This is a genomic window from Corynebacterium sp. CNCTC7651, assembly GCF_021496665.1.
In the GTDB taxonomy this organism is placed as follows: domain Bacteria; phylum Actinomycetota; class Actinomycetes; order Mycobacteriales; family Mycobacteriaceae; genus Corynebacterium.
Window position 1 is genome coordinate 1228707 of record NZ_CP071246.1, and the last position, 23564, is coordinate 1252270.

The 23564-nt window shown below is 65.9% G+C and carries 23 protein-coding genes and 1 pseudogene; 5 read left to right on the top strand and 19 right to left on the bottom strand.

Annotated features, from left to right (window positions below):
- Positions 1–4: 4 nt before the first annotated feature.
- The 17 genes and pseudogenes from JZY91_RS05930 to aspS form a co-directional block, all read right to left on the bottom strand.
- Positions 5–856 (bottom strand): PPK2 family polyphosphate kinase, encoded by an 852-nt coding sequence (locus tag JZY91_RS05930; RefSeq protein WP_234946978.1) that lies wholly within the window; start codon positions 854–856, stop codon positions 5–7.
- A complete protein-coding gene (gene nusB / locus JZY91_RS05935) occupies positions 849–1460 on the bottom strand; it encodes a transcription antitermination factor NusB (RefSeq protein WP_234946979.1) in 612 nt (203 codons plus the stop codon). The genes JZY91_RS05930 and nusB overlap by 8 nt, the downstream gene beginning before the upstream one ends.
- 9 nt (positions 1461–1469) lie before the next feature.
- Positions 1470–2033: an elongation factor P gene (gene efp / locus JZY91_RS05940; RefSeq protein ID WP_234946980.1), complete on the bottom strand. Its 564-nt coding sequence runs from the start codon at positions 2031–2033 to the stop codon at positions 1470–1472.
- A 44-nt stretch (positions 2034–2077) separates the two neighbouring features.
- On the bottom strand, positions 2078–3169 hold the full coding sequence (locus tag JZY91_RS05945; protein ID WP_234946981.1) for an aminopeptidase P family protein: 1092 nt from the start codon (positions 3167–3169) through the stop codon (positions 2078–2080).
- Positions 3170–3185: 16 nt separating this feature from the next.
- Entirely contained in the window at positions 3186–3623 is a 438-nt protein-coding gene (gene aroQ / locus JZY91_RS05950) for a type II 3-dehydroquinate dehydratase (RefSeq protein ID WP_234946982.1), read from the bottom strand.
- Between the two features lie 5 nt (positions 3624–3628).
- Positions 3629–4681 carry a 3-dehydroquinate synthase gene (gene aroB / locus JZY91_RS05955; protein WP_234946983.1) on the bottom strand — a complete coding sequence of 351 codons (1053 nt, stop codon included), beginning with the start codon at positions 4679–4681 and terminating at the stop codon, positions 3629–3631.
- Positions 4682–4703: 22 nt separating this feature from the next.
- Positions 4704–5228, bottom strand: coding sequence for a shikimate kinase (locus tag JZY91_RS05960; protein WP_234946984.1), 525 nt, complete (start codon positions 5226–5228; stop codon positions 4704–4706).
- Positions 5221–6441, bottom strand: coding sequence for a chorismate synthase (aroC, locus tag JZY91_RS05965; protein ID WP_234946985.1), 1221 nt, complete (start codon positions 6439–6441; stop codon positions 5221–5223). Before aroC ends, JZY91_RS05960 begins: the two co-directional genes overlap by 8 nt.
- Before the next feature lie 30 nt (positions 6442–6471).
- On the bottom strand, positions 6472–6870 hold the full coding sequence (locus tag JZY91_RS05970; protein WP_234946986.1) for a prepilin peptidase: 399 nt from the start codon (positions 6868–6870) through the stop codon (positions 6472–6474).
- A 28-nt stretch (positions 6871–6898) separates the two neighbouring features.
- Complete coding sequence (locus tag JZY91_RS05975; protein ID WP_234946987.1) at positions 6899–7714, bottom strand: shikimate dehydrogenase; 816 nt, start codon at positions 7712–7714, stop codon at positions 6899–6901.
- A gap of 12 nt (positions 7715–7726) precedes the next feature.
- Entirely contained in the window at positions 7727–8872 is a 1146-nt protein-coding gene (gene mltG, locus JZY91_RS05980; RefSeq protein ID WP_234949070.1) for an endolytic transglycosylase MltG, read from the bottom strand.
- Complete coding sequence (gene ruvX, locus JZY91_RS05985; protein ID WP_234946988.1) at positions 8866–9360, bottom strand: Holliday junction resolvase RuvX; 495 nt, start codon at positions 9358–9360, stop codon at positions 8866–8868. The genes mltG and ruvX overlap by 7 nt, the downstream gene beginning before the upstream one ends.
- A gap of 38 nt (positions 9361–9398) precedes the next feature.
- Complete coding sequence (gene alaS, locus JZY91_RS05990; RefSeq protein ID WP_234946989.1) at positions 9399–12074, bottom strand: alanine--tRNA ligase; 2676 nt, start codon at positions 12072–12074, stop codon at positions 9399–9401.
- Between the two features lie 79 nt (positions 12075–12153).
- Positions 12154–13564 (bottom strand): annotated as a pseudogene (locus tag JZY91_RS05995) (replication-associated recombination protein A).
- Positions 13561–14085: a hypothetical protein gene (locus JZY91_RS11860; RefSeq protein ID WP_370639197.1), complete on the bottom strand. Its 525-nt coding sequence runs from the start codon at positions 14083–14085 to the stop codon at positions 13561–13563. Before JZY91_RS11860 ends, JZY91_RS05995 begins: the two are co-directional and overlap by 4 nt.
- Positions 14031–14768 (bottom strand): hypothetical protein, encoded by a 738-nt coding sequence (locus tag JZY91_RS11865; protein ID WP_370639198.1) that lies wholly within the window; start codon positions 14766–14768, stop codon positions 14031–14033. Before JZY91_RS11865 ends, JZY91_RS11860 begins: the two co-directional genes overlap by 55 nt.
- Positions 14769–14869: 101 nt before the next feature.
- Complete coding sequence (gene aspS, locus JZY91_RS06005; RefSeq protein WP_234946990.1) at positions 14870–16738, bottom strand: aspartate--tRNA ligase; 1869 nt, start codon at positions 16736–16738, stop codon at positions 14870–14872.
- Between the two features lie 165 nt (positions 16739–16903).
- On the opposite strand from aspS, the gene JZY91_RS06010 reads away from it, so the two are divergent.
- From JZY91_RS06010 to JZY91_RS06020, 3 genes are read left to right on the top strand one after another with little or no spacing between them, the layout of a single operon-like run.
- The gene (locus JZY91_RS06010) at positions 16904–17815 is read left to right on the top strand and encodes a neutral zinc metallopeptidase (RefSeq protein ID WP_234946991.1); all 912 of its coding nucleotides are present in this window, start codon (positions 16904–16906) and stop codon (positions 17813–17815) included.
- Positions 17815–18552, top strand: coding sequence for a CBS domain-containing protein (locus JZY91_RS06015; protein WP_234946992.1), 738 nt, complete (start codon positions 17815–17817; stop codon positions 18550–18552). The genes JZY91_RS06010 and JZY91_RS06015 overlap by 1 nt, the downstream gene beginning before the upstream one ends.
- Positions 18553–18574: 22 nt before the next feature.
- Positions 18575–19969 (top strand): L-serine ammonia-lyase, encoded by a 1395-nt coding sequence (locus tag JZY91_RS06020; RefSeq protein ID WP_234946993.1) that lies wholly within the window; start codon positions 18575–18577, stop codon positions 19967–19969.
- 2 nt (positions 19970–19971) lie between these two features.
- Here JZY91_RS06020 and hisS read toward each other — a convergent pair whose 3' ends face one another.
- Positions 19972–21258, bottom strand: a complete 1287-nt coding sequence (gene hisS / locus JZY91_RS06025) for a histidine--tRNA ligase (protein WP_234946994.1) — start codon at positions 21256–21258, stop codon at positions 19972–19974.
- An 11-nt stretch (positions 21259–21269) separates the two neighbouring features.
- Positions 21270–21908 carry an MBL fold metallo-hydrolase gene (locus tag JZY91_RS06030; RefSeq protein WP_234946995.1) on the bottom strand — a complete coding sequence of 213 codons (639 nt, stop codon included), beginning with the start codon at positions 21906–21908 and terminating at the stop codon, positions 21270–21272.
- 135 nt (positions 21909–22043) lie between these two features.
- On the opposite strand from JZY91_RS06030, the gene JZY91_RS06035 reads away from it, so the two are divergent.
- Entirely contained in the window at positions 22044–23003 is a 960-nt protein-coding gene (locus tag JZY91_RS06035) for a peptidylprolyl isomerase (RefSeq protein ID WP_234946996.1), read from the top strand.
- Between the two features lie 106 nt (positions 23004–23109).
- On the top strand, positions 23110–23379 hold the full coding sequence (locus JZY91_RS06040; protein ID WP_234946997.1) for a hypothetical protein: 270 nt from the start codon (positions 23110–23112) through the stop codon (positions 23377–23379).
- The last annotated feature ends 185 nt before the right edge of the window (positions 23380–23564 follow it).

Consider the following 23564-nt stretch of genomic DNA (forward strand, 5'->3'; position numbering starts at 1 on the left):
CAGGCTAGGACTGCGCTAGCCGTGCAAGCTCCACGTCTGGGTCGAAGTTGGGCGCGGGCCACTCGTTGCCGAGGGACTTTAGAGCGTCGTAAAGCAAAGTCTTCACAACAGTGCGGCAGTACTTCTTGTTGTCAGACGGGATGCAGTACCACGGGGCGACGTCGGTGGAGGTGCGCGTCATGGCGATCTGGTAGGCCGCCATGTACTGTGACCACAGCTTGCGGTCGTCGATGTCGCCCGGGTTGTACTTCCAGTGCTTCTTCGGGTTGGTGATGCGTTTGCGCAGGTTCTCGGCCTGGTACTCGCGCGAGATGTGAGGCATGACCTTGATGATCTTGGTGCCGCGCGCGGCAAGCTCCGTCTCGAAGTCGACGATCGCACCGTAGCGGCGCTCGATCTCTTCCGGCGGGGCCATCTGCTTCACGCGCTGGACCAGCACATCCTCGTAGTGCGAGCGGTCAAACACCGAAATCTGACCCGGCTTGGGCAGGTGCGGCTCAAAGCGCCACAGGAAGTCGTGCGCAGCTTCCTCCTCGGTCGGGCGACCGAAAGCCTTGACATGCACGCCTTGCAGATCCATGGTCTCGCCGATCACGTGGCGGATAATGCCGCCCTTGCCGGACGTGTCCATACCCTGCAGCACGAGCAGGATGGAACCAGCCTGCCCGTTATCCGCGCGGCCGTTAGCGTAGAGCATTTCCTGCAGCTCATCGAGGTCATCGTCGTAGACGTGGAACGCCTTGTCCACGTCGTCGCTGCCGACCAGCCCCGGCGTGGACTTCGGATCTACGTCGTCGAGCTGGAAGTTCGGCTCGACGCGCAGCGCTTGAGCCTCGGAAACAGAAACCTTAGGCACGCTCTTCCTCCGGCTTTTCGGGCTCGGGCTCGGCAGCGGCTGGCTCGCGAACGGCGGGCTCGGGGCTTTCGCTTGTCGACGCTTCCTCTTCGACCGGGAGGTCGCTCAAGGCGCCGTCGTCAAGCGGGAGCTCCTGCTCAGCTACAGGCTCAGCACCGGGTGCGTCCGGGGACTGGGCTTGGGTGATGCCGTCCAGCACAGCGTGGATGTACGGCGGAGCCTGGTTGCCGGAGTACTCCGTAGCCATCTCGAGCGCGTTCGCGATGGCGATGGCGGGCGGGACCTCCTCGTTGAACAGGATCTCCCAGGTGGCCACGCGCAGGATCTGGCGATCGACGGCCGGAAGGCGGTGCAGTTCCCAATCCTGGTTCAGGAACGGCTCCAGCGCGTCATCCAAATCGTCAAGCTTCTCCGCGGCGCCGCACACGATGTCGCGCGTGTAGGCGGCGATGGGAGCCACGGCGTTCTGCGGGTCGGCGGAGAGCTGCTCGCGGTCCTCGAGGATCGAAACCGGGTCGATGTCGCGGGTCTCAGCCTCGAAGAGAATGTCTACTGCACGGCGGCGCGCACGGTAGCGGGCGCCGTGACGCTTGTAGTCAGGCATGTCCGCGGCTTAGTTGTTCACGCGGGAGAGGTACTCGCCCGTGCGGGTGTCCACCTTGACCACGTTGCCGGTCTCCAGGAACAGCGGCACCTGGATCTCGGCGCCAGTCTCCAAGGTGGCCGGCTTGGTGCCGCCGGTGGAGCGGTCGCCCTGCAGGCCAGGCTCGGTGTGCTCGATGCGCAGGTCAACGGAGATCGGCAGCTCGCCGAATAGCGCTTCACCCTCGTGGAAAGAAACCTGGACGCGCATGTTCTCCAGCAGGAAGCGGCCAGCATCGCCGAACGCTTCCGGGGAGAGCTCGTACTGTTCGAAGGTCTTGTCGTCCATCACAACAAAGTTGGAGCCGTCGTTGTACAGGTAGGTCATGTCGCGGCGGTCCACCGTCGCGGTCTCCACCTTCACGCCTGCGTTCCAGGTCTTGTCCACGGTCTTGCCGGAGACGACATCCTTCAGCTTGGTGCGGACGAATGCGGGGCCCTTGCCCGGCTTGACGTGCTGGAACTCGACGATCTGCTGGAGCTTGCCGTCGACCTTAAGCACCAGGCCATTCTTGAAGTCTGCGGTGGTTGCCACGGAATTATCCTTCCCCTACTGGACAGCGATCAAACACCGCAATGCTACAGCACGATCAATTCCTTGGGGTACTGGGTGATAATGCGTGGCGCGCCGGCAGTGATGAACAACGTGTCCTCGATGCGCACGCCGCCCTTGCCGGGGACGTAAATGCCGGGCTCGATGGTCAGCGTCATGTTCTCGCGCAGTTCACCCGTGCCGTGGACGGAAGCGCTCGGGGCCTCGTGCACATCCAGGCCAACGCCGTGGCCGGTGGAGTGCACGAAGTACTCGCCGTAGCCGGCCTCGGTGATCACGTTGCGGCACGCCGCGTCCACGTCCACCAGCGAGGTGCCCACCGTGGATGCCTTCACCCCGGCGAGCTGTGCCGCGAGGGTGACCTCGTAGATTTCGCGCAGGAACGCATCGGGCTCGCCCATGGCGAACGTGCGGGTCATGTCGGAGTTGAAGCCGAGGCGGTGCATGCCGAAGTCAATAGTCACCAGGTCGCCCTGCGCCAGCTCGCGGTCGCCGGCGGCGTGGTGCGGCATTGCGGAGTTCGGGCCGGAGGCGACGATGGTGTCAAAGCTGGGGCGCTCCGCACCCAGCTTGCGCATGCGGAACTCCAGGTCCGCGGCGATGTCGCGCTCGGTGCGGCCGGCGCGGACGCCGCCGTCGTCGATAAGCTCAGAAAGCGCCTGGGTAGCAAGCTCCGCCGCCTCGGCGAGGCGGGTGAGCTCCAAGTTGTCCTTGGTAATGCGGATGTCCTCGATTACCCCGGTGACGGGAACGAGGGTGACGCCCTCTGGGCAGGCCTCGCGCAGCTTCTCCAGCTGGGAAACGGAGACGTAATCCGCCTCGAAGCCGACGCGGCGGCCCTCTTTGACCTCGCCGATCAGCTCCTGGGCAAGGTGGCGGCCGATGTGTGCCGGAATGTCCGGCACCTCGCTGGCGATCTGGGTGGTGTAGCGGCCGTCGGTCGCGATCTTTGCCGTGCGGTCCTTGGACACCAGCAGTGCGGCATTGGAGCCGGTGAAGCCGGAGAAATAGCGTACGTGGGTGACGCGGGTGACCAGCATGTCGTCGATACGCTTGGCGGCGAGCTCGGACGCAAGCTTGCGGCGGCGGTCCTCAAAACGAGTATCTGCAAGTCCCATGGTTTCCTCCTGGGGTCTAATTAGCCGTGCGGACAATGTGCTCCAAGGCTAGCCGGTAGCCGTCCACGCCGAGGCCGGCGATCACCCCGCGCGCGATCGGCGAAAGGTAGGAATGTTGGCGGAACGGCTCGCGCGCGTGCACGTTGGAAATGTGCACCTCAATAAACCCAGCGCCGTCAGCCACTTCAGCCAGCGCATCCCGCAGCGCAACCGACGTGTGCGTGAACCCGCCGGGGTTGATAATCACCGGCCAGCCGTTGTCCGCGGCCTCGTGCACCCACTCGATCAGCTCGCCCTCGTGGTTCGACTGCTTGCACACCACGTCCGCGCCCAGCTCTTCCGCGCGCTGGAGCAATTGCTTTTCGACGTCCGCTAAAGTTGTCCCCCCGTAAATTTCGGGCTGGCGCTTGCCCAGGCGATTCAGGTTGGGGCCGTTGAGCACAAGGATGGTCATGGCGCTTACTCCGAGATCTTCTCGTACGCGGCGCGCATCTCTTCCATGGTCGCGTCCTCTAGACGGGTGCAGGAGCCCAGCCCGTCGAGCACGACAAAGCGGATGCGGCCGTCGCGGTTCTTCTTGTCGTGGGTCATCGCCTCGTAGAGCTCGTCGAACGCGCCGGCTTCGTAGCGCGACGGCAGGCCCACCAAATCGAGGATCACTTGGTGGAGGGCGAGCAAGGAGTCGTCGATAAGCTGGCGCTGGTGCGCAAGGTGCGCGGCGAACATCATGCCCACGCCCACCGCGTTGCCGTGGCGCCAGGTGTAGTCCTCGCGGCGCTCGATGGCGTGGCCCAGGGTGTGGCCGTAGTTGAGGAGCTCGCGCAGGCCGGCCTCCTTCAGGTCCTCGCTGACCACGCGGGCCTTCACCGCCACGGAGCGTTCGACGAGCTCTTCCCAGTGCTTCTCCGCGCCTGCGCGGTAGAGGTCCAGGATGGCCGGGTCCGCGATGAAGCCGGTCTTCACCAGCTCGGCGGAGCCGGAAACGATCTCCTCCTCCGGCAGGGTGTAGATGCGCTCCAGGTCAATGAACACCGCGTTCGGCTCGTGGAACGCGCCCACAAGGTTCTTGCCGGCCGCGGTGTTGATACCGGTCTTGCCGCCCACGGCAGCGTCCACCATTGCCAACAGAGTCGTGGGCACGTGCACCACCTTGATGCCGCGCATCCAGGCGCTGGCCACAAAGCCGGCGAGGTCCGTCACCGCGCCGCCGCCAAGGCCGACCACGGCGTCTTGGCGGGAAAAGCCGGCTGCGCCGAGGGCGTCCCAAAGCTGCCCGGCGACCTCGAGTGTCTTGCCGTCTTCCGCGTCCGGCACCGGCATAAGGTGCGGCTCAATGCCCACGGCCTCCAGGTCGGAGCCGATGTTGCGGGCGATGGCGCGCAGCGGCTGCTGGTGGACGATGGCAACCTTGCGGGCCCCGGAGGCCTTGAGGTGTGCCGCAGTATCTGCGGTCGTGTCAAAGCCGATGTGAATTGTGTACGGGTTCGGGCCCGTCACCTCAATAGCAGCCATGTTCAGTGCCCTTTTCCCTCGGCTATTCAGAATCGATGAAGCTCAGTACCTCTGCCACCACGCGCTGCGGCGGGCGCGAATCGGTGCGCACGCGGTGGTCCGCCACCTCGCGGTAGAACGGCTCGCGCGCCGTGAGCAGATCGCGGTAGTGCTGCGCGGGATCTTTCGCGTTCAGTACCGGGCGGGAAGTATCGCCGGCGGTGCGGCGGATGCCCTCCTCCGCGGTCACGTCGATCCACACCACCGGGTGGCGCTGCAGCAGGGTGCGCGTGGACTCCGTCAGCACCGCGCCGCCGCCCAGGCTGACCACGCCGCCGGTCGCTAACGCGCGGGCCACGTAGCCCGCCTCAATCTCGCGGAAGCGCGGCTCCCCTACCTGGGAAAACAGCTCGCCGCACTTGATGCCCTCACCCTGCTCCAGGAGCGCATCCGAGTCGACGAACGGCAAGTTCAACGCGCTGGCCAGGCGGCGGCCGATGGTGGACTTACCCGCGCCCGGCGGGCCAACCAGCACCACGCGGGGCGAAGAATTCACCATCTCATTCATCGGCCTCACCCCCGAAGGCAAGACGCTCCTCCACATACGCCTGATACGACGCAATGTTGCGCTTCACCTCTGCAAGACTATCGCCGCCGAACTTCTCCAGCACGGCGCGCGCCAGCACCAGCGCCACCATTGCCTCCGCAACCACGCCGCCGGCCGGCACGGCGCAGACGTCAGAGCGCTGGTGGATGCCGCTGGCGGCCTCGCCGGTGGCCATATCCACTGTCTTCAGCGCGCGCGGCACGGTGGAAATCGGCTTCATGGCCGCGCGCACACGCAGCTGCTCGCCGTTGGTCATGCCGCCCTCCAATCCGCCCGCGCGGTTAGTCAGGCGGCGAACAGTGCCGTCCTCGCGCACCATCTCGTCGTGCGCCTGGGAGCCGCGGCGGCGGGCCTCCTCGAATCCGTCGCCAATCTCCACGCCCTTGACGGACTGAATGCCCATCAGCGCGGCCGCAAGCTGCGCGTCCAGGCGGTGCTCGCCCGAGATGTGGGAGCCGAGACCGATCGGCAGGCCATCCACAATTACCTCAACAATGCCTCCGAGCGTGTCGCCGTCCTTCTTCGCCGCCTCGATGCAGGACACCATGTCCGCCTCAGCGTCCTTGTGGTAGGCGCGCACCGGCGAGGCATCAATCGCGTCGATATCCGCGAAGCTCGGCGCATCGCCCTCATGCGGCGTGGACTCCCCGATGCTCACCACGTGGGAGAACACCTCCACACCCAGCGCCTCCCGGAGGAAGGCGCGGGCTACGGTCGCCGCCGCGACGCGGGCTGCAGTTTCGCGTGCCGACGATCGCTCCAACACCGGCCGCGCCGAATCAAAGCCGTACTTCACCATGCCCGCGAAATCCGCGTGGCCGGGGCGCGGGCGGGTGAGGCTGGCGCCACGGCCGGATGCCATCGCCTTGGCTACCTCTTCGTCCTCCAGGTCCAGCGGTTCCGGGGACATGATGGTGGTCCACTTCGGCCACTCCGTGTTGCCGATCATGATGGCGATCGGGCTGCCGATGGTCTCCCCGTGCACCAGGCCGGAAAGCAACGTGAGCTCGTCTTGCTCGAACTTCATGCGCGCACCGCGGCCGTAGCCCAGGCGGCGGCGTGCAAGCTGGTGGGCGATCTCTTCTTTGGTCACCGGCACCCCGGCCGGCATATTCTCCACAAGCGCAATCAGCGCCTGCCCATGGGATTCCCCAGACGTGGTCCAACGCAGCATGGCGACATTGTCTCACACGCCGCGCGCGTGTTAGACGGGAACTCCCGCAACGGCTACCACCGTCCACGTTGCCACCAGCATCGCCGGCCCGTGCGGCACGGTCTGCCTCCGCATGGCCACCCCCGCCAGCACACTGAGCAGGCTAGATAGCATCACCGCCAGCAACATGCCGGCCATCCCGGCGCACCATGCCGCGGCGATGCCGAGCGGCACCGCGAGCTTGATGTCTCCCCCGCCGATCCCAGTCCCGTGCACGAGATACGCCGTGGGCCACACAAGCCCCATCAGCGCCCACGGCTGGTCCACGCACATCGCCAACGCCGGAATGAACGCGGGCAGCGTGAGAAAGTCCGGGAGGCGGTTAAAACGAACGTCGAAAAGCATAAGCCCCGCGCTCCAGACAAGCGCGAGGATCCCCCACATCCCCATGCCCCGGCAGTGTAGGGCGAAATGGGGCTTATTGCTTGGCGACGAACGCCTGCAGCGCCGACCGCATCGCCCCCCGCGGGGCGGCGGTGCCGGTGAACTGCTCGAACTGCGAGTAGGACTGGCCCGCGAGCATGACCAGGCCGCCCACCGTGGGGTGGCCGTTGGAGGCGGCGCGGATGGCCAGCTTGGTGGGCCAGGGGTTGTAGATGACATCCAGCAGCGGCGCGTGCGCGATGTCGTTGACATGGGGCTCAACGGCCTGCGGGGGGACGGTGGAAATCACCACGTCGGCGGCCATGGTGGCCTCCTCGATTGGCCCGTCGAAGTCGATAAAAGCCACGTCCATGCCCTCGGTGAGCGGGGCGATCTCTGCGGAGCGGTCGCTGCGGTTAATCACCGTGACGTGCGTGGTACCGAGCTCCCGCAGCGCCCACAGCGCTGGACGCGCGGTGCCGCCCGCGCCGACTACCACGGCGCGGTTGATTGGCGCGCCGCGGAGCAGCTCATCGAGCGCGGCGAGGATGCCCTCACAGTCCGTGTTGTCCGCGCGCCAACCCTGCGCAGTGCGGACCAGCGTGTTCGCAGAGCCGATGGCGCGGGCGCGATCTGTCACCTCATTCGCGAATTGGAGTGCGGCGAATTTGGCGGGCATGGTGACGGAGAACCCGCGGTACTCCTCCCCCGCGTCGCCAACGATACGCGGCAGGTCCTCCGCCGTGCACTCGATGCGGGTGTACTCCCATCCAGCCAGCCCAGCGGCTTCGTAGCCGGCGGTGTGGAGGATGGGTGAGAGGGAGTGCTTGATAGGCGAGCCGAGGACCGCGGCCCGGTGCGTGATGGTCATGGCTGCGATTGCCTAGCGTTGGGAGTCGAGCACGCCGGAGTTGATGGCGCGCTGGGTGTCGTTCAAGTGCTGTTCAAACGTCTCGTTGAACACCGTCGTGCCGTCCTTGTCCACGGTGACAAAGAACAGCCAGTTGCCGTCCGCAGGGTTCTCCATCGCCTCGATCGCTTCGATGGACGGGGACGAAATCGGGGTCTGCGGCAAGCCGTCCATGGCGTACGTGTTCCACGGGGTGACGCGCTGGCGGTCCGCATCCGTGGTGGCAACCTCGACGCTGGGCAGGCCGTAGTTCACGGTGGAGTCGAACTCCAGGCGCATCGGTGCTGCCAGACGGTTCAGGATCACGCGGGCGACCTTGTCAAACTCGCCGGCCGGCGCTTCGCGCTCCACCAGGGATGCAGCAACCAGCAGCTCGTAGGGGCTCAAGCCCACGTTCTTCGCGCGGTCCACAATCCCCGTGTCCTCGTACTGCTTCGCGGAGCGGGTGATCAGGTCGGTGAGAATTTCCTCCGCGGAGGCACCCGGGTCAATGATGTACTCGCCCGGAGCGATCAGGCCCTCTAGGCGCTTCGCGTCACCCTTGCGCGCCTCAACCACGTCCAGCGCCCACGCCGGGACACCCAGCGCGCTGGCATCCGCGTTCGCCGCCACCTTGTTCAGCTTCTCAATATCCACGCAATCGGTGTTATTGCCGTGGCAGGTCACGTCCTGGATCATGCTGAGGATGCCCAGGCGGGTCTGGCCGCCAAGCACGTTCACGTCCATGAGCGTGGCGCCGCCGTAGACCTGAAGCGGGGTGATCTTGTTCGCGGGATCGAGCAATGCATCCACCGCGGACGCGGCGCTCATCTCACCCTGCAAGCGGTAGAAGCCGGGGTGGATGCTGTCCGCCTTCGGGTTGTTCGCCGCCGCGGTCTGGAATGCGCTGTTGGTCTTCACAATGCCGCGCTCCTCCAGCTCCGGGCCCAGCTGGGAGAGGGTGGAGCCTTCAGCGATCTCCACAATCTCCTCTTGGCCGTTGCCGGCGCCCTCAAAGTCGCCGGCCTCACCGTTGCGCGCGACGGCGATCCAGGCGATGAGCCCAATGATCACCAGGATCGAGGCCACGAGCACGGCAATGCTGCGGGTGCGCTGAGCGCTACGTCGGGTGGTCACGATTCTTTCTCCTTGAGGTAGTGTGCGCGGGCGTCCAGCCAAGACTGGAGGATCTCTACCGCCGCCGCCTGATCAATAAATTTTCGGCCACGTTTCTCATTTGTGCCAGCCGAACGCATCGCGTTTGCTGCAACCACGGTGGTCAGCCGCTCGTCTGCCATCCGGACCGGCAGCCCGGTGCGGCGCTTGATGCGAAACGCAATTTCCTTCGCGTGCTTCACGCTCTTGGACCCGTTGCCCTGCAAGTCGCGCGGCAGCCCTACGACAACTTCGACGATGTCGTAGGTTTCGGCCAGCTCGACCAGCCGGTCGATGTCTTCGCCGTCGCGGTCCTTGAAGCCGGTGACGCGGTCGACGGTCTCGAGCGGGGTGGCCAAGCGCGCATCGCGGTCAGATACAGCCACCCCGATGCGAACCGTGCCCACGTCTACGCCGAGGCGTCGGCCGGTGCCGGGGTCTTCCTCACCTGGGGTGTCTGGCTGAATCTGCATGCGCGCTCCTACCTGGTTTCCGGCCCTAGTTCTAGGCCCTAGTTCCCGGCTTCAGCCAGATCGCGGCGCAGCGCTGCCAGGCCAGCGTCGATGCCAGCCGGGTTTGCGCCCGAGCCCTGCGCAAGATCCGGCTTGCCGCCGCCCTTGCCCTCCACGTGCTGGCCAAACGCCTTGACCAAGTCGCCGGACTTAACGCCAGCTTGCACTGCTTCCGGGGTTGCGGCGACCGCGTATGCGGCCTTGCCGCCGTCGGCCGAGGCCAGCACGACGACTGCTGCGCGGCCGGTGAGCTTGCCGCGGACGTCGTTCGCCATCGTGCGCAGGTCACCCGTGTTCACGCCGTCCGGCAGGTGCACAGCTACGAGGGAGTAGTTACCGACGGACTCTGCCTTGGCGGCGAGCTCCGCGGTTTGGCCGAGCAGCTGCTGGCGGTGCAGGTTCTCGATCTCCTTCTCGGCAGCGCGGAGGCGCTCGGTCAGCTGGGCAATGCGCTCCGGAAGCTGGTCGGACGGGGTCTTCAGCTCCGTCGCCAAGCCGGAGGCGAGTGCCGCCTCCTTGGAGAAGTAGCGGAAGGACTCCATGCCGGAGTAGGCCTCGATGCGGCGCGCACCGGAGCCGACGGAGGACTCGCCCAGCACCGCCACCGGACCGATCTGGGAGGAGTGGGCCACGTGGGTGCCGCCGCAGAGCTCGATGGAGAACGGGCCGCCGATTTCCACCACGCGCACGCGGTCGCCGTAGTTCTCGCCGAAGAGCGCCATCGCGCCCATCGCCTTCGCCTCCTCCAGGGAGGTTTCGAGGGTGTTCACCGCGAAGTCCGCGTCCACCGCCTGGTTGGTGATGGTGGCGATCTCCTCCAGCTGCGCGTCCGTCAGCTGGTCGGTGTAGTTGAAGTCGAAGCGCAGGTAACCCGGTTTGTTCAAGGAACCAGCCTGGACCGCGGTGGGGCCGAGCACTTGGCGCAGCGCGGCGTGGATCAGGTGGGTTGCGGTGTGGGCTTGGCGCGCGCCGTGGCGCCAGGCCCCGTCTACCTCGGCGGTGACGGTGGAGCCGAGATCCAGGCCGCCGTTCTGCACGGTGGCCTTGTGGATCCAGAGCTTCTTGCCGATCTTCTGTACGTCGTTGACGTCCAGCACCGTGTCGCCCATCACCAAACGACCGCGGTCCGCCATCTGGCCGCCGGCTTCGGCGTACATCGGGGTGACATCGAGGATGACCTCGACTTCATCGCCTGCGGCAACCTCGGTGACCTTCTCGCCGCCGCGGACCAGGCCGATCACGTTTGCGTCGTGGGTCAACTGGTCGTAGCCCACGAACTCGGTCGGGTACTCATCCACCCACTCGCGGTAGAGCGAATCGTCGCGGTTGCCCATCTTCTTGGCCTTGTTGTCCGCCTTCGCGCGGTCGCGCTGCTCCTGCATCGCGGCGTCGAAAGCGGCCATGTCCACCTCCAGGCCGGCCTCGCGGGCCATCTCCAGGGTGAGGTCGATTGGGAAGCCGTACGTATCGTGCAGCTCGAAAGCCTGGTCGCCGGTGATGATCGTGGCGCCGGTGGACTTCGCGCTGGCTGCAGCCTCGTCGAAGCGGTAGGTGCCGGACTCAAGGGTCTTGGAGAACGCGCGCTCCTCTGCCAGAGCGACGCGGAGGATGCGTTCGCGGTTCTCTGCGATTTCCGGGAAGGACGGTGTCATCGTGTCCATGATGGTGTTCATCAACGGCTCCATCACCTCGCCGGTTGCACCGAGCAGGCGGGCGGAGCGGATGATGCGGCGCAGCAGGCGGCGCAGGATGTAGCCGCGGCCCTCGTTGGACGGGGTCACGCCGTCCAAGATGATCATCATCGAGGTGCGGGAGTGGTCTGCGATGACGCGGAAGCGGACATCGTCGGCCGGGTTGCCGGCGTCGTACTTCGTGCCGGTCAGCTCCGCGGCGACGTCGATCACCGGGCGCAGCAGGTCGGTTTCGTACACGTTGTCCACGCCCTGGAGGATGCAGGCGACGCGCTCCACGCCCAGGCCGGTATCGATGTTCTTGTTCGGCAGCTCGCCGAGGATCTCGAATCCGCCCTTCTTGTCGCCCGCGCCGCGGATGGACTCCATGAAGACCAGGTTCCAGATCTCCATGTAGCGGTTATCATCCGCGATGGGGCCGCCTTCCTTGCCGTACTCCGGGCCGCGGTCGTAGTAAATCTCGGAGCACGGGCCGCACGGGCCGGGCACACCCATGGACCAGAAGTTGTCCTCCATACCCATGCGCTGAATGCGCTCCGCCGGCACGCCGACCACGTTCTCCCAGATCGCGGCTGCCTCATCGTCCTCGAGGTACACCGTCACCCACAGGCGCTCCGGGTCAAGGCCAAAGCCGCCGTCTTCCACCGCACCGGTAAGAAGCGACCACGCGTGCTTGATCGCGCCCTCCTTGAAATACTGGCCGAAGGAGAAGTTGCCCGCCATCTGGAAGAACGTGTTGTGGCGGGTGGTAATGCCCACCTCTTCAATATCCAGCGTGCGCACGCACTTCTGGATGCTGGTGGCCGTGCCGTTTGCAAACGGCGGGGTCTGCTGGCCCAGGAAGTACGGCTTGAAGGGCACCATGCCGGCGTTGACAAACAGCAGCGTCGGATCATCCAGGATCAGCGAGGCACTGGGCACCTCGGTGTGCCCGGCCTGGACAAAGTGGTTGGTGAACCGCTCCCGGATCTCATGGGTTTGCACGGTGGTGACATCCTTTCAATGCTGGTCAATCCCGCACCACTTTACCCGCGCAATGCCGCAGCCTTTGCCGCCCCCGCCGCTAGCGCCCGCGCACCATCCTGCGCAGTCTGCCAAGGTACTCGCTGATGCGTTTCTCGGCCCCGTGGTCTGTGGGTTCGTAGTACACGCGATCCTCCAAACCGTCGGGAATGTACTGCTGCTCCACCACGCCCCGCGGGTCATCGTGCGGGTACAGGTACCCCACCGCGTGGCCCAGCGCCTTTGCACCCTGGTAGTGGCCATCGCGCAGGTGGGCGGGCACAGGACCAACGTTGCCCGCCCGCACATCCTCCTGGGCTGCCGCAATCGCTTGGTACACCGCCGCGGATTTCGGCGCGGTGGCAAGGTGAATCGTGGCTTGCGCCAGCGCGAGTCGCCCCTCCGGCATGCCGATGAACTGCACAGCCTGCGCCGCCGCAGTAGCAGTCTGCAGCGCTGTCGGGTCCGCCATGCCGATGTCTTCGGAGGCGTGGATCACCAACCGGCGCGCGATGAAGCGCGGGTCCTCCCCCGCCTCAATCATGCGGGCCAGGTAATGCAGCGCCGCATCTACATCGGAACCGCGGATGGATTTAATGAACGCGCTGGTCACGTCATAGTGCTGGTCCCCATCACGGTCGTAGCGCACCACCGCGCGGTTCACGTTGTCCCGCACCACATCCACGGTCACCGTGCCGCCCTCCGGCACGGCTTCCGCCGCCGCCTCAAGGTACGTCAAGGCCCGGCGGGCATCCCCGCCGGCGAGGAGGACAAGCTGGTCCCGTGCATCGTCGTCAAGCACAATGCCCCCGCCCAGGCCGCGCTCGTCCGAAACGGCGCGGCTAAGCACGCCGCGGATGTCGTCGTCGCTCAAGGGCTCGAGCTTGAGCAGCAAGGAGCGGGACAAAAGTGGCGCGACGACGGAGAAGCTCGGGTTTTCGGTGGTCGCGGCGACAAGGAGCACGGTGCGGTTTTCCACCGCGGCCAAGAGCGCGTCCTGCTGCGTTTTGGAGAAACGGTGGACCTCATCGATGAACAGCACCGTCTTCTCGCCGCGCACAAGATCGTGCCGGGCAGTGTCGATCACTTGGCGCACCTCTTTCACCCCGGAAGTCAGCGCCGAAAGACCCACAAAGCTCTGCCCCATCGTCTGCGCGATGAGAGAGGCGATCGTCGTCTTGCCCGTGCCCGGCGGGCCGTACAAGATCACCGACGCCGCGCCGGAGCCCTCCACCAGCCGACGCAGCGGTTTACCCCTCCACCAGCCGACGCAGCGGTTTACCTTCGGAAAGAAGATGGCGCTGGCCCGCGATCTCGTCCAGACTGCGGGGACGCATCCTCGCCGCCAACGGGGCATCGCTCCCCGCTTCGAAAAAGCTGGCACCGCGCGCGCCGGGCATGTTGCTTGCCGACGTCCGCTTCTCCCCAGCGTCCTCATCAAACACGCCCCCAAAGAGACCAGCCTGCGTCATCGCAACCTGGTAGCCACGCGGTCAGCGAAGTCTGCGATCACCAGGTACGCCGGGTCGCGCCCAGTGCCCGCGTAGCTGGCCAGGGCCCTAAACGTCTCGTGCAAGTCCTCCCGCACCATGCGTTCCGCGGCGGTGAACGGACCTTGGTTGCCCGGACGGAGGACGTCGCCTGTGGCGGGCGCGTCGACCTCCTCGATGTCCTCTTCGAAGTCTATGCCGGCGCGTTCAAACTCCGCGGCCAGTTCCTCGTCGCCAGCCACAACCTCAGCTAGTGCGACAGGGTTGAGCACGGAGAGGCTGGAGAGCGCCCAGCCGATCAGCGAGCCCGTGATGCGCGCCTGCAGGGTGTCTTCGTGCTTCAGCAGCGGCCAGGTGTCCGCGACCTCTGCCAGCCAGGCATCGATGAAGGCGTGCACGGCGTCCTCGTTGAAATGCTGCGGGGAAATGTAGAGCGGGAACCCGGCGACTACGAAGGCGACGTCAAACGTGGCGTCGCGGAAGCCTGCCCACTCGTAGTCCAAGAACTGGGTGCCGCGGTCGGTGTACGCGTGAACGCGCGCACTCCTCCGCGCAGCAGCCGGTTCTGGATGTTGGCTGCGGTGAGGCTGACTTCGGTGGGAACCTCGATACCGCTCTGCTCCACCATGGCCAGGCCCAATCGAATGCGGTGGGCAAGCAGGCGATCGCGCAGCGCCTGGATGCGCTCCGCTCCCGTGCGGGATCGTGTCAGGCGCGTGAACAGGACGTTGAACTGCTCCTCTTTCCCCGCCGTCCCAGCATGCATCCGGCCCAAGGCCGTGCCCAGGTTGCGCAGGATCTGCACCAGCTGCGCCTCGTTCGCCTCCTCCAGCATCGCGGCCAGCGTATCGCCGTCGCCGGAGTCGGAGATGATGAGCATCCGCTTGGCGGTGTCGTACCCCAGCAGCACCGGGCCGGGGCGCACCTCGCTGCTCAGCGAGGTGGTGAATTGGTATGCGACAACCTCGCGCAGAAACGCGGCATCATCCAACGCGTATCCCGTTTCCGGGGCGTGCTTGATCACCACAGAACGGTGCTGCAGAAACGGGTTGTGGGCCACGCGCGCGCGAAACACGCCGGCTTGGCCGCTGCCGCTGAGGCGGGTGACATCGCTCAGGCGTTGGATCCCTCCGTAACGCTTGGTCAGAATCTCTTCCGCTGCTGCGATGACGGCATCCTGCTCCATCGTCTCACTCCCTTAAGCAGGCGGCGGGGTTGGGCGGTTGCCCGCCCCCGCTACATGGTCTCCCGTGCTACTTGGTCGACCCGGCTACTTGGTGGTCCCGGCTACTTGGTGGTCCCGGCGCCCGCGGCTTCGGCCTCGTTGTCCTGGGCCTGGTTCTCCAGGGTCACCTCGTTGTGGCGCTTGCCCTCCGCATCCTGCTTCTTCGGCTTGAAGTCCACGCCGGTCTCCGCGCGCTGTGCGGCCGGGATCGGCGCCGGAGCGTCCGTCAGCGGGTCAACGCCGCCGCCGGACTTCGGGAATGCGATGACGTCGCGGATGGAGTCGAAGCCGCCGAGCAGGGATACGATGCGGTCCCAGCCGAACGCGATGCCACCGTGCGGCGGTGCGCCGAACGCGAAGGCGTCGAGCAGGAAGCCGAACTTCTCCTGCGCCTCCTCCTCGGTGATGCCCATGACCTCAAACACGCGCTCCTGCACCGCGCGCTGGTGGATACGGATGGAGCCGCCGCCGATCTCGTTGCCGTTGCACACGATGTCGTATGCATAAGCCAGCGCCTCGCCCGGCTCAGAGTCGAAGGTGTCCATGTACTCCGGCTTCGGAGAGGTGAACGCGTGGTGCACGGCGGTCCACTTGGAGTGGCCCAGCGCAACATCGCCGGAGGCGGTGGCATCTGCAGCCGGCTCGAACAGCGGGGCATCCACAACCCAGGTGAAGGCCCAGTCGCCCTCCTCGATCAGGTCGAGCTTGCGGGCGATCTCGCCGCGGGCCGCACCCAGCAGCGCACGGGATGCCTTGGTGTCACCGGCGGCGAAGAAGATAGCGTCGCCCGGCTTGGCGCCGACGTGCTCCGCAATGCCGGCCTTCTCCTCGTCGGTGATGTTCTTGGCCACCGGGCCGGTCAGCTCGCCGTCCTCCTGCACCAGGATGTATGCAAGGCCCTTCGCACCGCGCTGCTTCGCCCACTCCTGCCAGGCATCAAGCTGGCGACGGGGCTGGGAGGCGCCGCCTTCCATGACCACGGCACCCACGTACTCCGCCTGGAACACGCGGAACGGGGTATCCTTGAAGAACTCAGTGCACTCCACCAGCGGGATGTCAAAGCGCAGGTCCGGCTTGTCCGAACCGTACTTTTCCATCGCTTCCTTGTAGGTCATGCGCGCAATCGGCGTCTGGATGTTGTACCCGATGAGCTTCCACAGCTCCACGAGGATCTCCTCGGCCAGGGCGATGATGTCGTCCTGGTCCACGAAGGATGCCTCAACGTCCAGCTGGGTGAACTCCGGCTGGCGGTCCGCACGGAAGTCCTCGTCGCGGTAGCAGCGCGCGATCTGGTAGTAGCGCTCCATGCCAGCGACCATCAGCAGCTGCTTGAACAGCTGCGGGGACTGCGGCAGGGCGTACCAGGAACCCGGTTTCAGACGCGCCGGCACCAGGAAGTCGCGCGCGCCCTCCGGGGTGGAACGGGTGAGCGTCGGTGTCTCAATCTCCACGAAGTCGTGGTTATCCAGCACGCGACGGGCAGCGCGGTTCGCGGCGGAACGCAGGCGCAGCGCCTCTGCCTGGCGGTCGCGGCGCAGGTCCAGATAGCGGTACTTCAGGCGGGTTTCCTCGCCCACCTCGTTAGAAGACGCATCCTCGATCTGGAACGGCAGCGCAGCGGACTTGTTCAGCACGGTGAGCTCGGTTGCGTTGACCTCAATCTCGCCGGACGCCAAGTTCGGGTTCGCGGAACCCTCCGGGCGCGGCTCCACAACACCGGTGACCTGGATGACAAACTCGCTGCGCAGGTCGTGCGCCGCCTCAGCCACGTCAGACTCGCGGAACACCACCTGGGCCAGGCCCGAGCGGTCGCGCAGGTCAATGAAGATCACGCCGCCGTGGTCGCGCCGGCGTGCCACCCAGCCGGTGAGGGTGACAGCCTGGCCGTCGAGTTCTTTGTTGAGGTTCCCCGCAAGGTGAGTGCGCAGCACGGTTTCTTCCTCGTCCTTCCAGTTGAGGGCTAAGTAACGCCGAAGATTCTACCGCTTGGCCCCAGCGCCTGCCCACAGGCCTTGGTAGGGGGCTTTTGCTTGACGACGTTCCATAGCACCGCGCCCCGAACACACAGCGTGGAGATGTTTGGCAAAATGCGTGGCATGACATTCAAGGGTAATTACGGCCAGGGCGCAGGCCGACGCGCCCAAAGCAGCGCTGGGTCCGGCCGTGCCCCGGCCCGCATGGGTCCAGGTGCGCTCGCGCTTCCGATGATGCTGGGCGGCGGCGGCATCGGCACGGTGCTGCTGGTGCTGCTGCTCCTCTTTCTCTTCGGCGGCTTCGGCGGCGGAGGCGGCCAGCAGCCCGCGGGCCAGAACCAGTCGCAGGGCGGCTACAGCCTGGATCACTGCGATGCCCCGAACGCGGCCAACGAGTACGACGACTGCCGTGCAGAAGCCACGGTCCGATCCGTGGATGAGGTCTGGTCCCACGTGCTGCCGGAGCAGGCTGGGCTGCAATACCGCCAGGCGGGCATGCACATTTTCAAGGGCGATGTGACTACCGGCTGCGGCTACGCCACCTCCGATACCGGCCCGTTCTACTGCCCGCGCGATGAGACGGCATACCTTGATGTCTCCTTCTTCAACCAGCTGCGACAGCTCGGCGGTAACGCCGGCCCGCTGGCGCAGGAGTACGCCACCGCGCACGAGATGGGCCACCACATCCAGCACATCGAAGGCACGCTGGGATTGAGCGACTACAAGAACCCGGGCGAGGACTCCGCCGCTGTGGCACTTGAGCTGCAGGCGGACTGCTACGCCGGCATCTGGGCGCACTACGCGGAGCAGCAGCAGATCCTGGAGCCGATCTCGGATCAGCAGCTCAGGGAGGCCATCCAGACGGCCCGGGCGATCGGCGACGACAACATTCAGCGCCGCTCCGGCGGCGAGGTTGACCCGGATGCGTGGACCCACGGTTCCTCCGAGCAGCGCGGCGAGGCGTTCATGTCCGGTTACCAGACCGGCAAGATGGCTGCCTGCGACACCCTCAACCGCGGCGTGTACCAGCAGTAGTGGCAGCCGAAGAACCCACCCGCGCCGTCGCGTTCCTTGCCGCCTTCAATGAGATTGAGGCGTTTCTGCGGGACGCGCTGGGCGCCAAGAAGACGGACTCCTTCAAATGGATGTGCACGCAGGGCGCAAAGCGAGGCGTGCTCACCCGCGACCAGGCGGATGATCTGAAGGAGTTCGCCGAGCTGCGCAACGCCATCAGCCACGGCGAGTATCGCGATTTCCGGCCGATCGCGGAGCCGCTGCAGGAGACGGTGGACGAGATTCGCCGGATCCGCGATTCTCTGGTGGAGCCCACTCTGGCGGTCCACGTGGTTGGGCAAGGCCAGCAAGTGGTCACCTTTGCGCCGGATGATGACATTCTCGAGCCCCTGCACGCGATCCGCGAGACCGGGCACACCCAGTTCCCCATCTACGAGGGCGGCACCTGCGTCGGCCTGCTCACCACCAACGCCATCGCGCGGTGGGTGTCGGCCGAGTTGGAGCGGGGCAATCCTATCGACGCCGAGGGCGAGGTCACTACCGTCGCCGAGGCGCTGAAGCTCTCCGGGCAGCACGACACGGCCGCGTTCCTCCCCCGTACTGCCACCGCCGCGATGGCCATCGACGCCTTGACTACCCCGCTTGATTCGGGCGCGCTGCCCCGCATCGTGATCATCACGGAGCATGGCCAGCCCACGCAGCGGCCCATTGCCATCGTCGGGGCCACAGACATCCCCGCTCTCGCAGACGAGGTGTAGAACACGCGGGTACACTGCGCCCATGCCTCAAAGCACGGTGAGCGTCGTGGACCTGTTCAGCATTGGCATCGGCCCGTCATCATCCCACACGGTGGGTCCGATGCGGGCGGCGAATGCTTTCGTCGAAAAGCTGGGGAAGCTCCCTGCGACAGTGCGGGTGGAGCTGCGCGGATCGCTGGCCGCGACCGGTATCGGGCACGGCACCGACCGCGCGGTGCTGCTTGGATTGGTGGGCTACACGCCGACGAACACCAGCGCGGACGTGGCGCCGAAGCCTGGGGATCCAATTCCGGCGGTCGGAACGATCGACGGGCCGGACGGGTCGGTGCACTATGAGCTGGTTTTTGATCCCATGCCGGTGGAGCAGCACCCGAACTGCTTACTTTTTGATGCGTGGGACGCCGATGGCAACCTGCTGGCTGCGCAGGAAGAGTACTACTCCGTCGGCGGCGGCTTCATCCTTGACCGCGAAGGCATGGCGGAGCACCACAATGAAACGGGCGTGGCTACTGCCGCGCACGCGGACGCTGTCCCCTACCCGTTCAGCAACGGTCAGCAGCTCATTGCGCAGTGCGAGCGCCACGGGTTGACCATCGCCGAGCTGATGCTGGCGAACGAGGAAGCTATTCACGGCCGGGAAACGCTGAATGCGCACCTGGATGCGGTGTGGGACGTGATGCAGGAGTGCGTGGCGCACGGGCTGAAGACGGAAGGTACGCTGCCCGGCGGGCTGAACGTGCGGCGCCGCGCGAATCGGCTGCACCGCTTGCTCACGGCGGAGTACCAGGCATCCACTGCCCGCGGATTAGATGCGATGGAATGGGTGAACCTGTACGCGCTGGCTGTGAACGAGGAGAACGCGGCGCACGGGCAGATTGTCACCGCGCCCACCAACGGTGCGGCAGGCATCATCCCCGCGGTGATGCATTACTGCCGGGACTTTATGGATGATTTTGACACCCAGCGCGCACGCGAGTTTCTGCTCACCGCTGGTGCCATCGGCGCGATAATCAAGACAAACGCTTCCATTTCCGGCGCGGAGGTGGGATGCCAGGGCGAGGTAGGCTCCGCATCCTCCATGGCCGCCGCGGGCATGTGCGCGATCCTGGGCGGCTCCCCGCAGCAGGTGGAAAACGCCGCCGAGATCGCGCTGGAGCACAACCTGGGCTTGACCTGCGACCCGGTGGGCGGCCTTGTGCAGGTGCCGTGCATCGAACGCAACGCCATCGGCGGCGTGAAGGCCATCAACGCTGCGCGCCTGGCCAAGCTTGGCGACGGCACCAACATCGTCACCCTGGACGACGTGGTGGAAACGATGGCTTCCACCGGCCGCGACATGATGACCAAGTACAAGGAGACGTCCATGGGCGGGCTGGCAGTGCAGCTTGGCCTGCCCGTGAACATCACGGAGTGCTAGCGCTACTCGGCCGGAAGAAAGATCGCGTCGATCACTGCGCCCGGATCGAGCGGCACGGTCTGCTGCTCCTGGGTTTTCAGGTTCTTCACGGTCACCTCGCCGGCCTCTAGCTCGCGATCGCCGAGCACAAGCGCGGTGTGTGCGCCTGCGCGGTCCGCGCCCTTCATCGCGCCCTTGAGGCCGCGGCCGCCGTACGCCATGTCTGCGGCGATGCCGTTGGCGCGGAGATCGTCGATAAGCAACGCCATGCGCTGCTGCGCAGCGTCGCCGATGGCGACACCGAAAACGTCCACGCGGGCATCAACCCCGTCCAGCACTACGCCCTCCGCTTCGAGGGCGAGCACGGTGCGGTCCACGCCGAGGCCGAAACCGATGCCGGAGAGATCCTGGCCGCCGATCTGCGCCATGAGCCCGTCGTAGCGCCCGCCACCGCCGATGCCGGACTGCGCGCCGAGGCCGTCGTGCACGAACTCGAACGTGGTCTTGGTGTAGTAATCCAGGCCGCGGACCATGCGCGCGTTGATCACGTACGCCACGCCCAGGGCATCGAGAGTGGACGTCACGGTGTCGAAGTGGGCGCGGCAGCCCTCGCAGAGGTGGTCCAGCATCAGCGGCGCGGCCTCGGTCATTGCGCGGACATCCTCGCGCTTATCGTCCAGAACGCGTAGCGGGTTGATTTCGGCGCGGTGGCGGGTTTCCTCATCCAACGGCAGGTCGAAGAGGAACGCCTGCAGCTTTTCGCGGTAGGTAGGACGGCATTCGGCGCAGCCCAAGCTGGTCAGCTCGAGCCGGAAGCCGGTCAACCCCACGGAGCGGTAGCAGCGGTCCGCCAGCGCGATAATCTCCGCGTCCAGCAGCGGATCATCCACACCGATAGCCTCCACGCCCACCTGCTGCAGCTGGCGGTAGCGGCCGGCCTGCGGGCGCTCATAGCGGAAGAACGGGCCGTAGTAATTCAGCTTCACCGGCAGGTAGCCGCGGTCCAGGTTGTGCTCAATCACCGCGCGCATCACGCCCGCGGTGCCCTCCGGCCGCAGCGTGACCGAACGCTCGCCGCGGTCCTCGAAGGTGTACATCTCCTTGCTCACCACATCCGTGGATTCGCCCACGCCGCGGGCGAACAGCGTGGTGTCCTCGAACACCGGCAGCTCGATGTGCTGGTAGCCCGCGAGGCGGGCCTGCTTTGCAAACTCGTCGCGCACCTTAATAAAGGTTGCGGATGCCGGCGGGACGTAATCCGGCACACCTTTCGGGGCGGAAAGGGCCTGGAACTTATTCTTCTCGCTCACGTCGGACCAGTTTACAACCGGCGCGCATTCGCCTCGCGCAGGAAGGGGTTGCTCGCTCGCTCTTGCTTGACAGAGGTCACGGGACCATGCCCCGGCAGCACCGTCGCCGTATCGTCCAGTTCCCACACCGGACCGCGGAGTGTCTCCCGCATGGCAGCCGGATCTGAGTACTCCAGATCCGTCCGCCCGATAGAACCTCTAAATAGCACGTCCCCGCCGAACACGATCTCATCCATGCTCAGCAGCACACTGCCCGGCGAGTGCCCAGGTGCGTGGCTAACGGTAAGTTCCACGCCGGCTACCTCAATGGTCGCGCCGTCTTCGAGGTCGCGGATGTCGGCTGGGAGGCGCATCGAATGAGCGTCGAAAAGCGTGCGGGAATGCTCCGGCACGCCGCCTTGCAGCATGAACGCGTCCGCGGGGTGGATGTAGACCGGAACGGCGAGTTCAGCGGCGTCGCGGACATGGTCCAGGTGTCCGTGGGTGAGCAGTACAGCACTGAGCTGCACGCCCTGCTCCGCGAGGATTTGCTGCACCCGCGGCGCTGCGCCCAGGCCGGGATCCACCACAAACGCGTGGCCGATCTCCTCGTTGACCACAACATAGCAATTGGTCTGGTACGGCCCGGTGGAGAATCCTGCGATCTGCATGCTGCAATCCTAGGCCCGCCGCGAGGGTGCTGCCGCGAGGGTGCCGGTGCAGAACCGGGCTGCTGCTAGGCTTTGACCGTTCACTTTCCCGCGCGCGGCCCGCGCGGGTGCACAAGCATGAGGAAAGAGGTCACGGTGGCTAGCAACGAGCAGCGAGGCAAAGACGCCCTGGCGAACCTGGAGAAGGAACTCGCGGCGCGCGACCGCAAGCAGAAGTCCCGCCCGTGGGTGACGGCGGCAGCATCGCTGGCCGTAATCGCGGCCCTGGGCGGCGGCATCTACTTCCTGGCAACGCAGGGGTCTGAGGAAGAGGTCACTGCCTCCGAAGAGACCACCACGGCAGAATCCGCCGCTGAAACCACCGCCGCGGAGAGCGAGTTCGACCCGAACGAGTACGCGGCATTGGCAACGCAGCGCACCGAGGCGCTTCCGGCGACCGTGAACTGCGAGTACAGCGAGGACGGCCGCGACGAGCACTTTATCGGCCTCCCACCGACGGAGGGCGTGTCCGCGGAGGGCACCGTGACCGTGGAGCTGGATACCACCGAGGGCCCGATTGGGATGGAGCTGGACCGCTCCGTTTCCCCGTGCACCGTCAACGCTATTGAGTACTTGGCGGCGGACGGCTACTTCAACGACACGGTGTGCCACCGCCTGACCACCGGCGACGGTTTGAAGGTGCTGCAGTGCGGCGACCCGTCCGGCACCGGCGCCGGCGGCCCGGGCTTCCAGTTTGCCAACGAGTTCCCGACCGATGAGGAGCTTGCTACTGTCGACGATTCCCAGCTGGGCCTGCCCGAGGGCATCAGCGACCAGGAGCGTGACCAGTACCGTTCGATGATGCTGCAGAGCGACCCGAAGCGCTACGAGCGCGGCACCATCGCCATGGCTAACGCCGGCGTGGGCACAAACGGCTCCCAGTTCTTCCTCAACTACGGCCCGTCCATCCTCCCGCCGCTGTACACCTACTTCGGCATGATCGACGACGCCGGCCTGGCCACCCTGGACGCGATCGCCGCGGCAGGTGTTGAGGGCGGGGCGTCCGACGGCACCCCCGCCAAGGAAGTCAGGATCAAGACCGCCACGGTCCGCTAGGGCTTTGCTTGACGACGCAAGCTTCCGACCCTATTGCGCTCCCATTGACGTGCAGTTATTATGACCAGCGTTGTCTAGCCGTCCACACATAGATGGGATGTACGTTATGCAGATCCGCAAGGGCCTTGTCGCCGCAGGTACCGCTGCCGCTGTGCTCACCTCCGGTGTCACCGTCGCTTCCGCCCAGCCGGTGGTGAACAACAAGGAGGCCGTTACTAAGACGGTTTCCACCACCGATTCCAAGGCATCTTCTTCCTCCCAGGACGGCAAGAAGATCAGCCCGAAGGAGATCCAAGAGTGGATCGCAGTGGTTACGGCTCTGATCGGCCTGCTTGGCACCATCGCTTCCTTCGCTAACAAGTACATCAAGCCGTAGGAGCTTGGGGCTTAGTTGCTCGGCCCGTAAACTGAGGAACGTCAGACCGCTCGGCACCGGTGCCGGGCGGTTTTTGCGTGCTTTAGGTATACCCCTGACACGCTGAGGCACCGGGATGGCATGCGGAAAGCGCCGCCCCACTCCCCCTCCGTGAAGGGGTGGGACGGCGCTAGTTAGCGGGAGGC

Coding starts and splice junctions, on each gene's coding strand:
- nusB (WP_234946979.1), bottom strand. CDS start 1,460: ATGCCTGACTACAAGCGTCACGGCGCCCGCTACCGTGCGCGCCGCCGT.
- JZY91_RS05945 (WP_234946981.1), bottom strand. CDS start 3,169: ATGGGACTTGCAGATACTCGTTTTGAGGACCGCCGCCGCAAGCTTGCG.
- aroQ (WP_234946982.1), bottom strand. CDS start 3,623: ATGACCATCCTTGTGCTCAACGGCCCCAACCTGAATCGCCTGGGCAAG.
- aroB (WP_234946983.1), bottom strand. CDS start 4,681: ATGGCTGCTATTGAGGTGACGGGCCCGAACCCGTACACAATTCACATC.
- JZY91_RS05960 (WP_234946984.1), bottom strand. CDS start 5,228: ATGAATGAGATGGTGAATTCTTCGCCCCGCGTGGTGCTGGTTGGCCCG.
- aroC (WP_234946985.1), bottom strand. CDS start 6,441: ATGCTGCGTTGGACCACGTCTGGGGAATCCCATGGGCAGGCGCTGATT.
- JZY91_RS05970 (WP_234946986.1), bottom strand. CDS start 6,870: ATGGGGATGTGGGGGATCCTCGCGCTTGTCTGGAGCGCGGGGCTTATG.
- JZY91_RS05975 (WP_234946987.1), bottom strand. CDS start 7,714: ATGACCATCACGCACCGGGCCGCGGTCCTCGGCTCGCCTATCAAGCAC.
- ruvX (WP_234946988.1), bottom strand. CDS start 9,360: ATGCAGATTCAGCCAGACACCCCAGGTGAGGAAGACCCCGGCACCGGC.
- JZY91_RS11865 (WP_370639198.1), bottom strand. CDS start 14,768: ATGGAGCAGGATGCCGTCATCGCAGCAGCGGAAGAGATTCTGACCAAG.
- JZY91_RS06010 (WP_234946991.1), top strand. CDS start 16,904: ATGACATTCAAGGGTAATTACGGCCAGGGCGCAGGCCGACGCGCCCAA.
- JZY91_RS06020 (WP_234946993.1), top strand. CDS start 18,575: ATGCCTCAAAGCACGGTGAGCGTCGTGGACCTGTTCAGCATTGGCATC.
- JZY91_RS06030 (WP_234946995.1), bottom strand. CDS start 21,908: ATGCAGATCGCAGGATTCTCCACCGGGCCGTACCAGACCAATTGCTAT.
- JZY91_RS06040 (WP_234946997.1), top strand. CDS start 23,110: ATGCAGATCCGCAAGGGCCTTGTCGCCGCAGGTACCGCTGCCGCTGTG.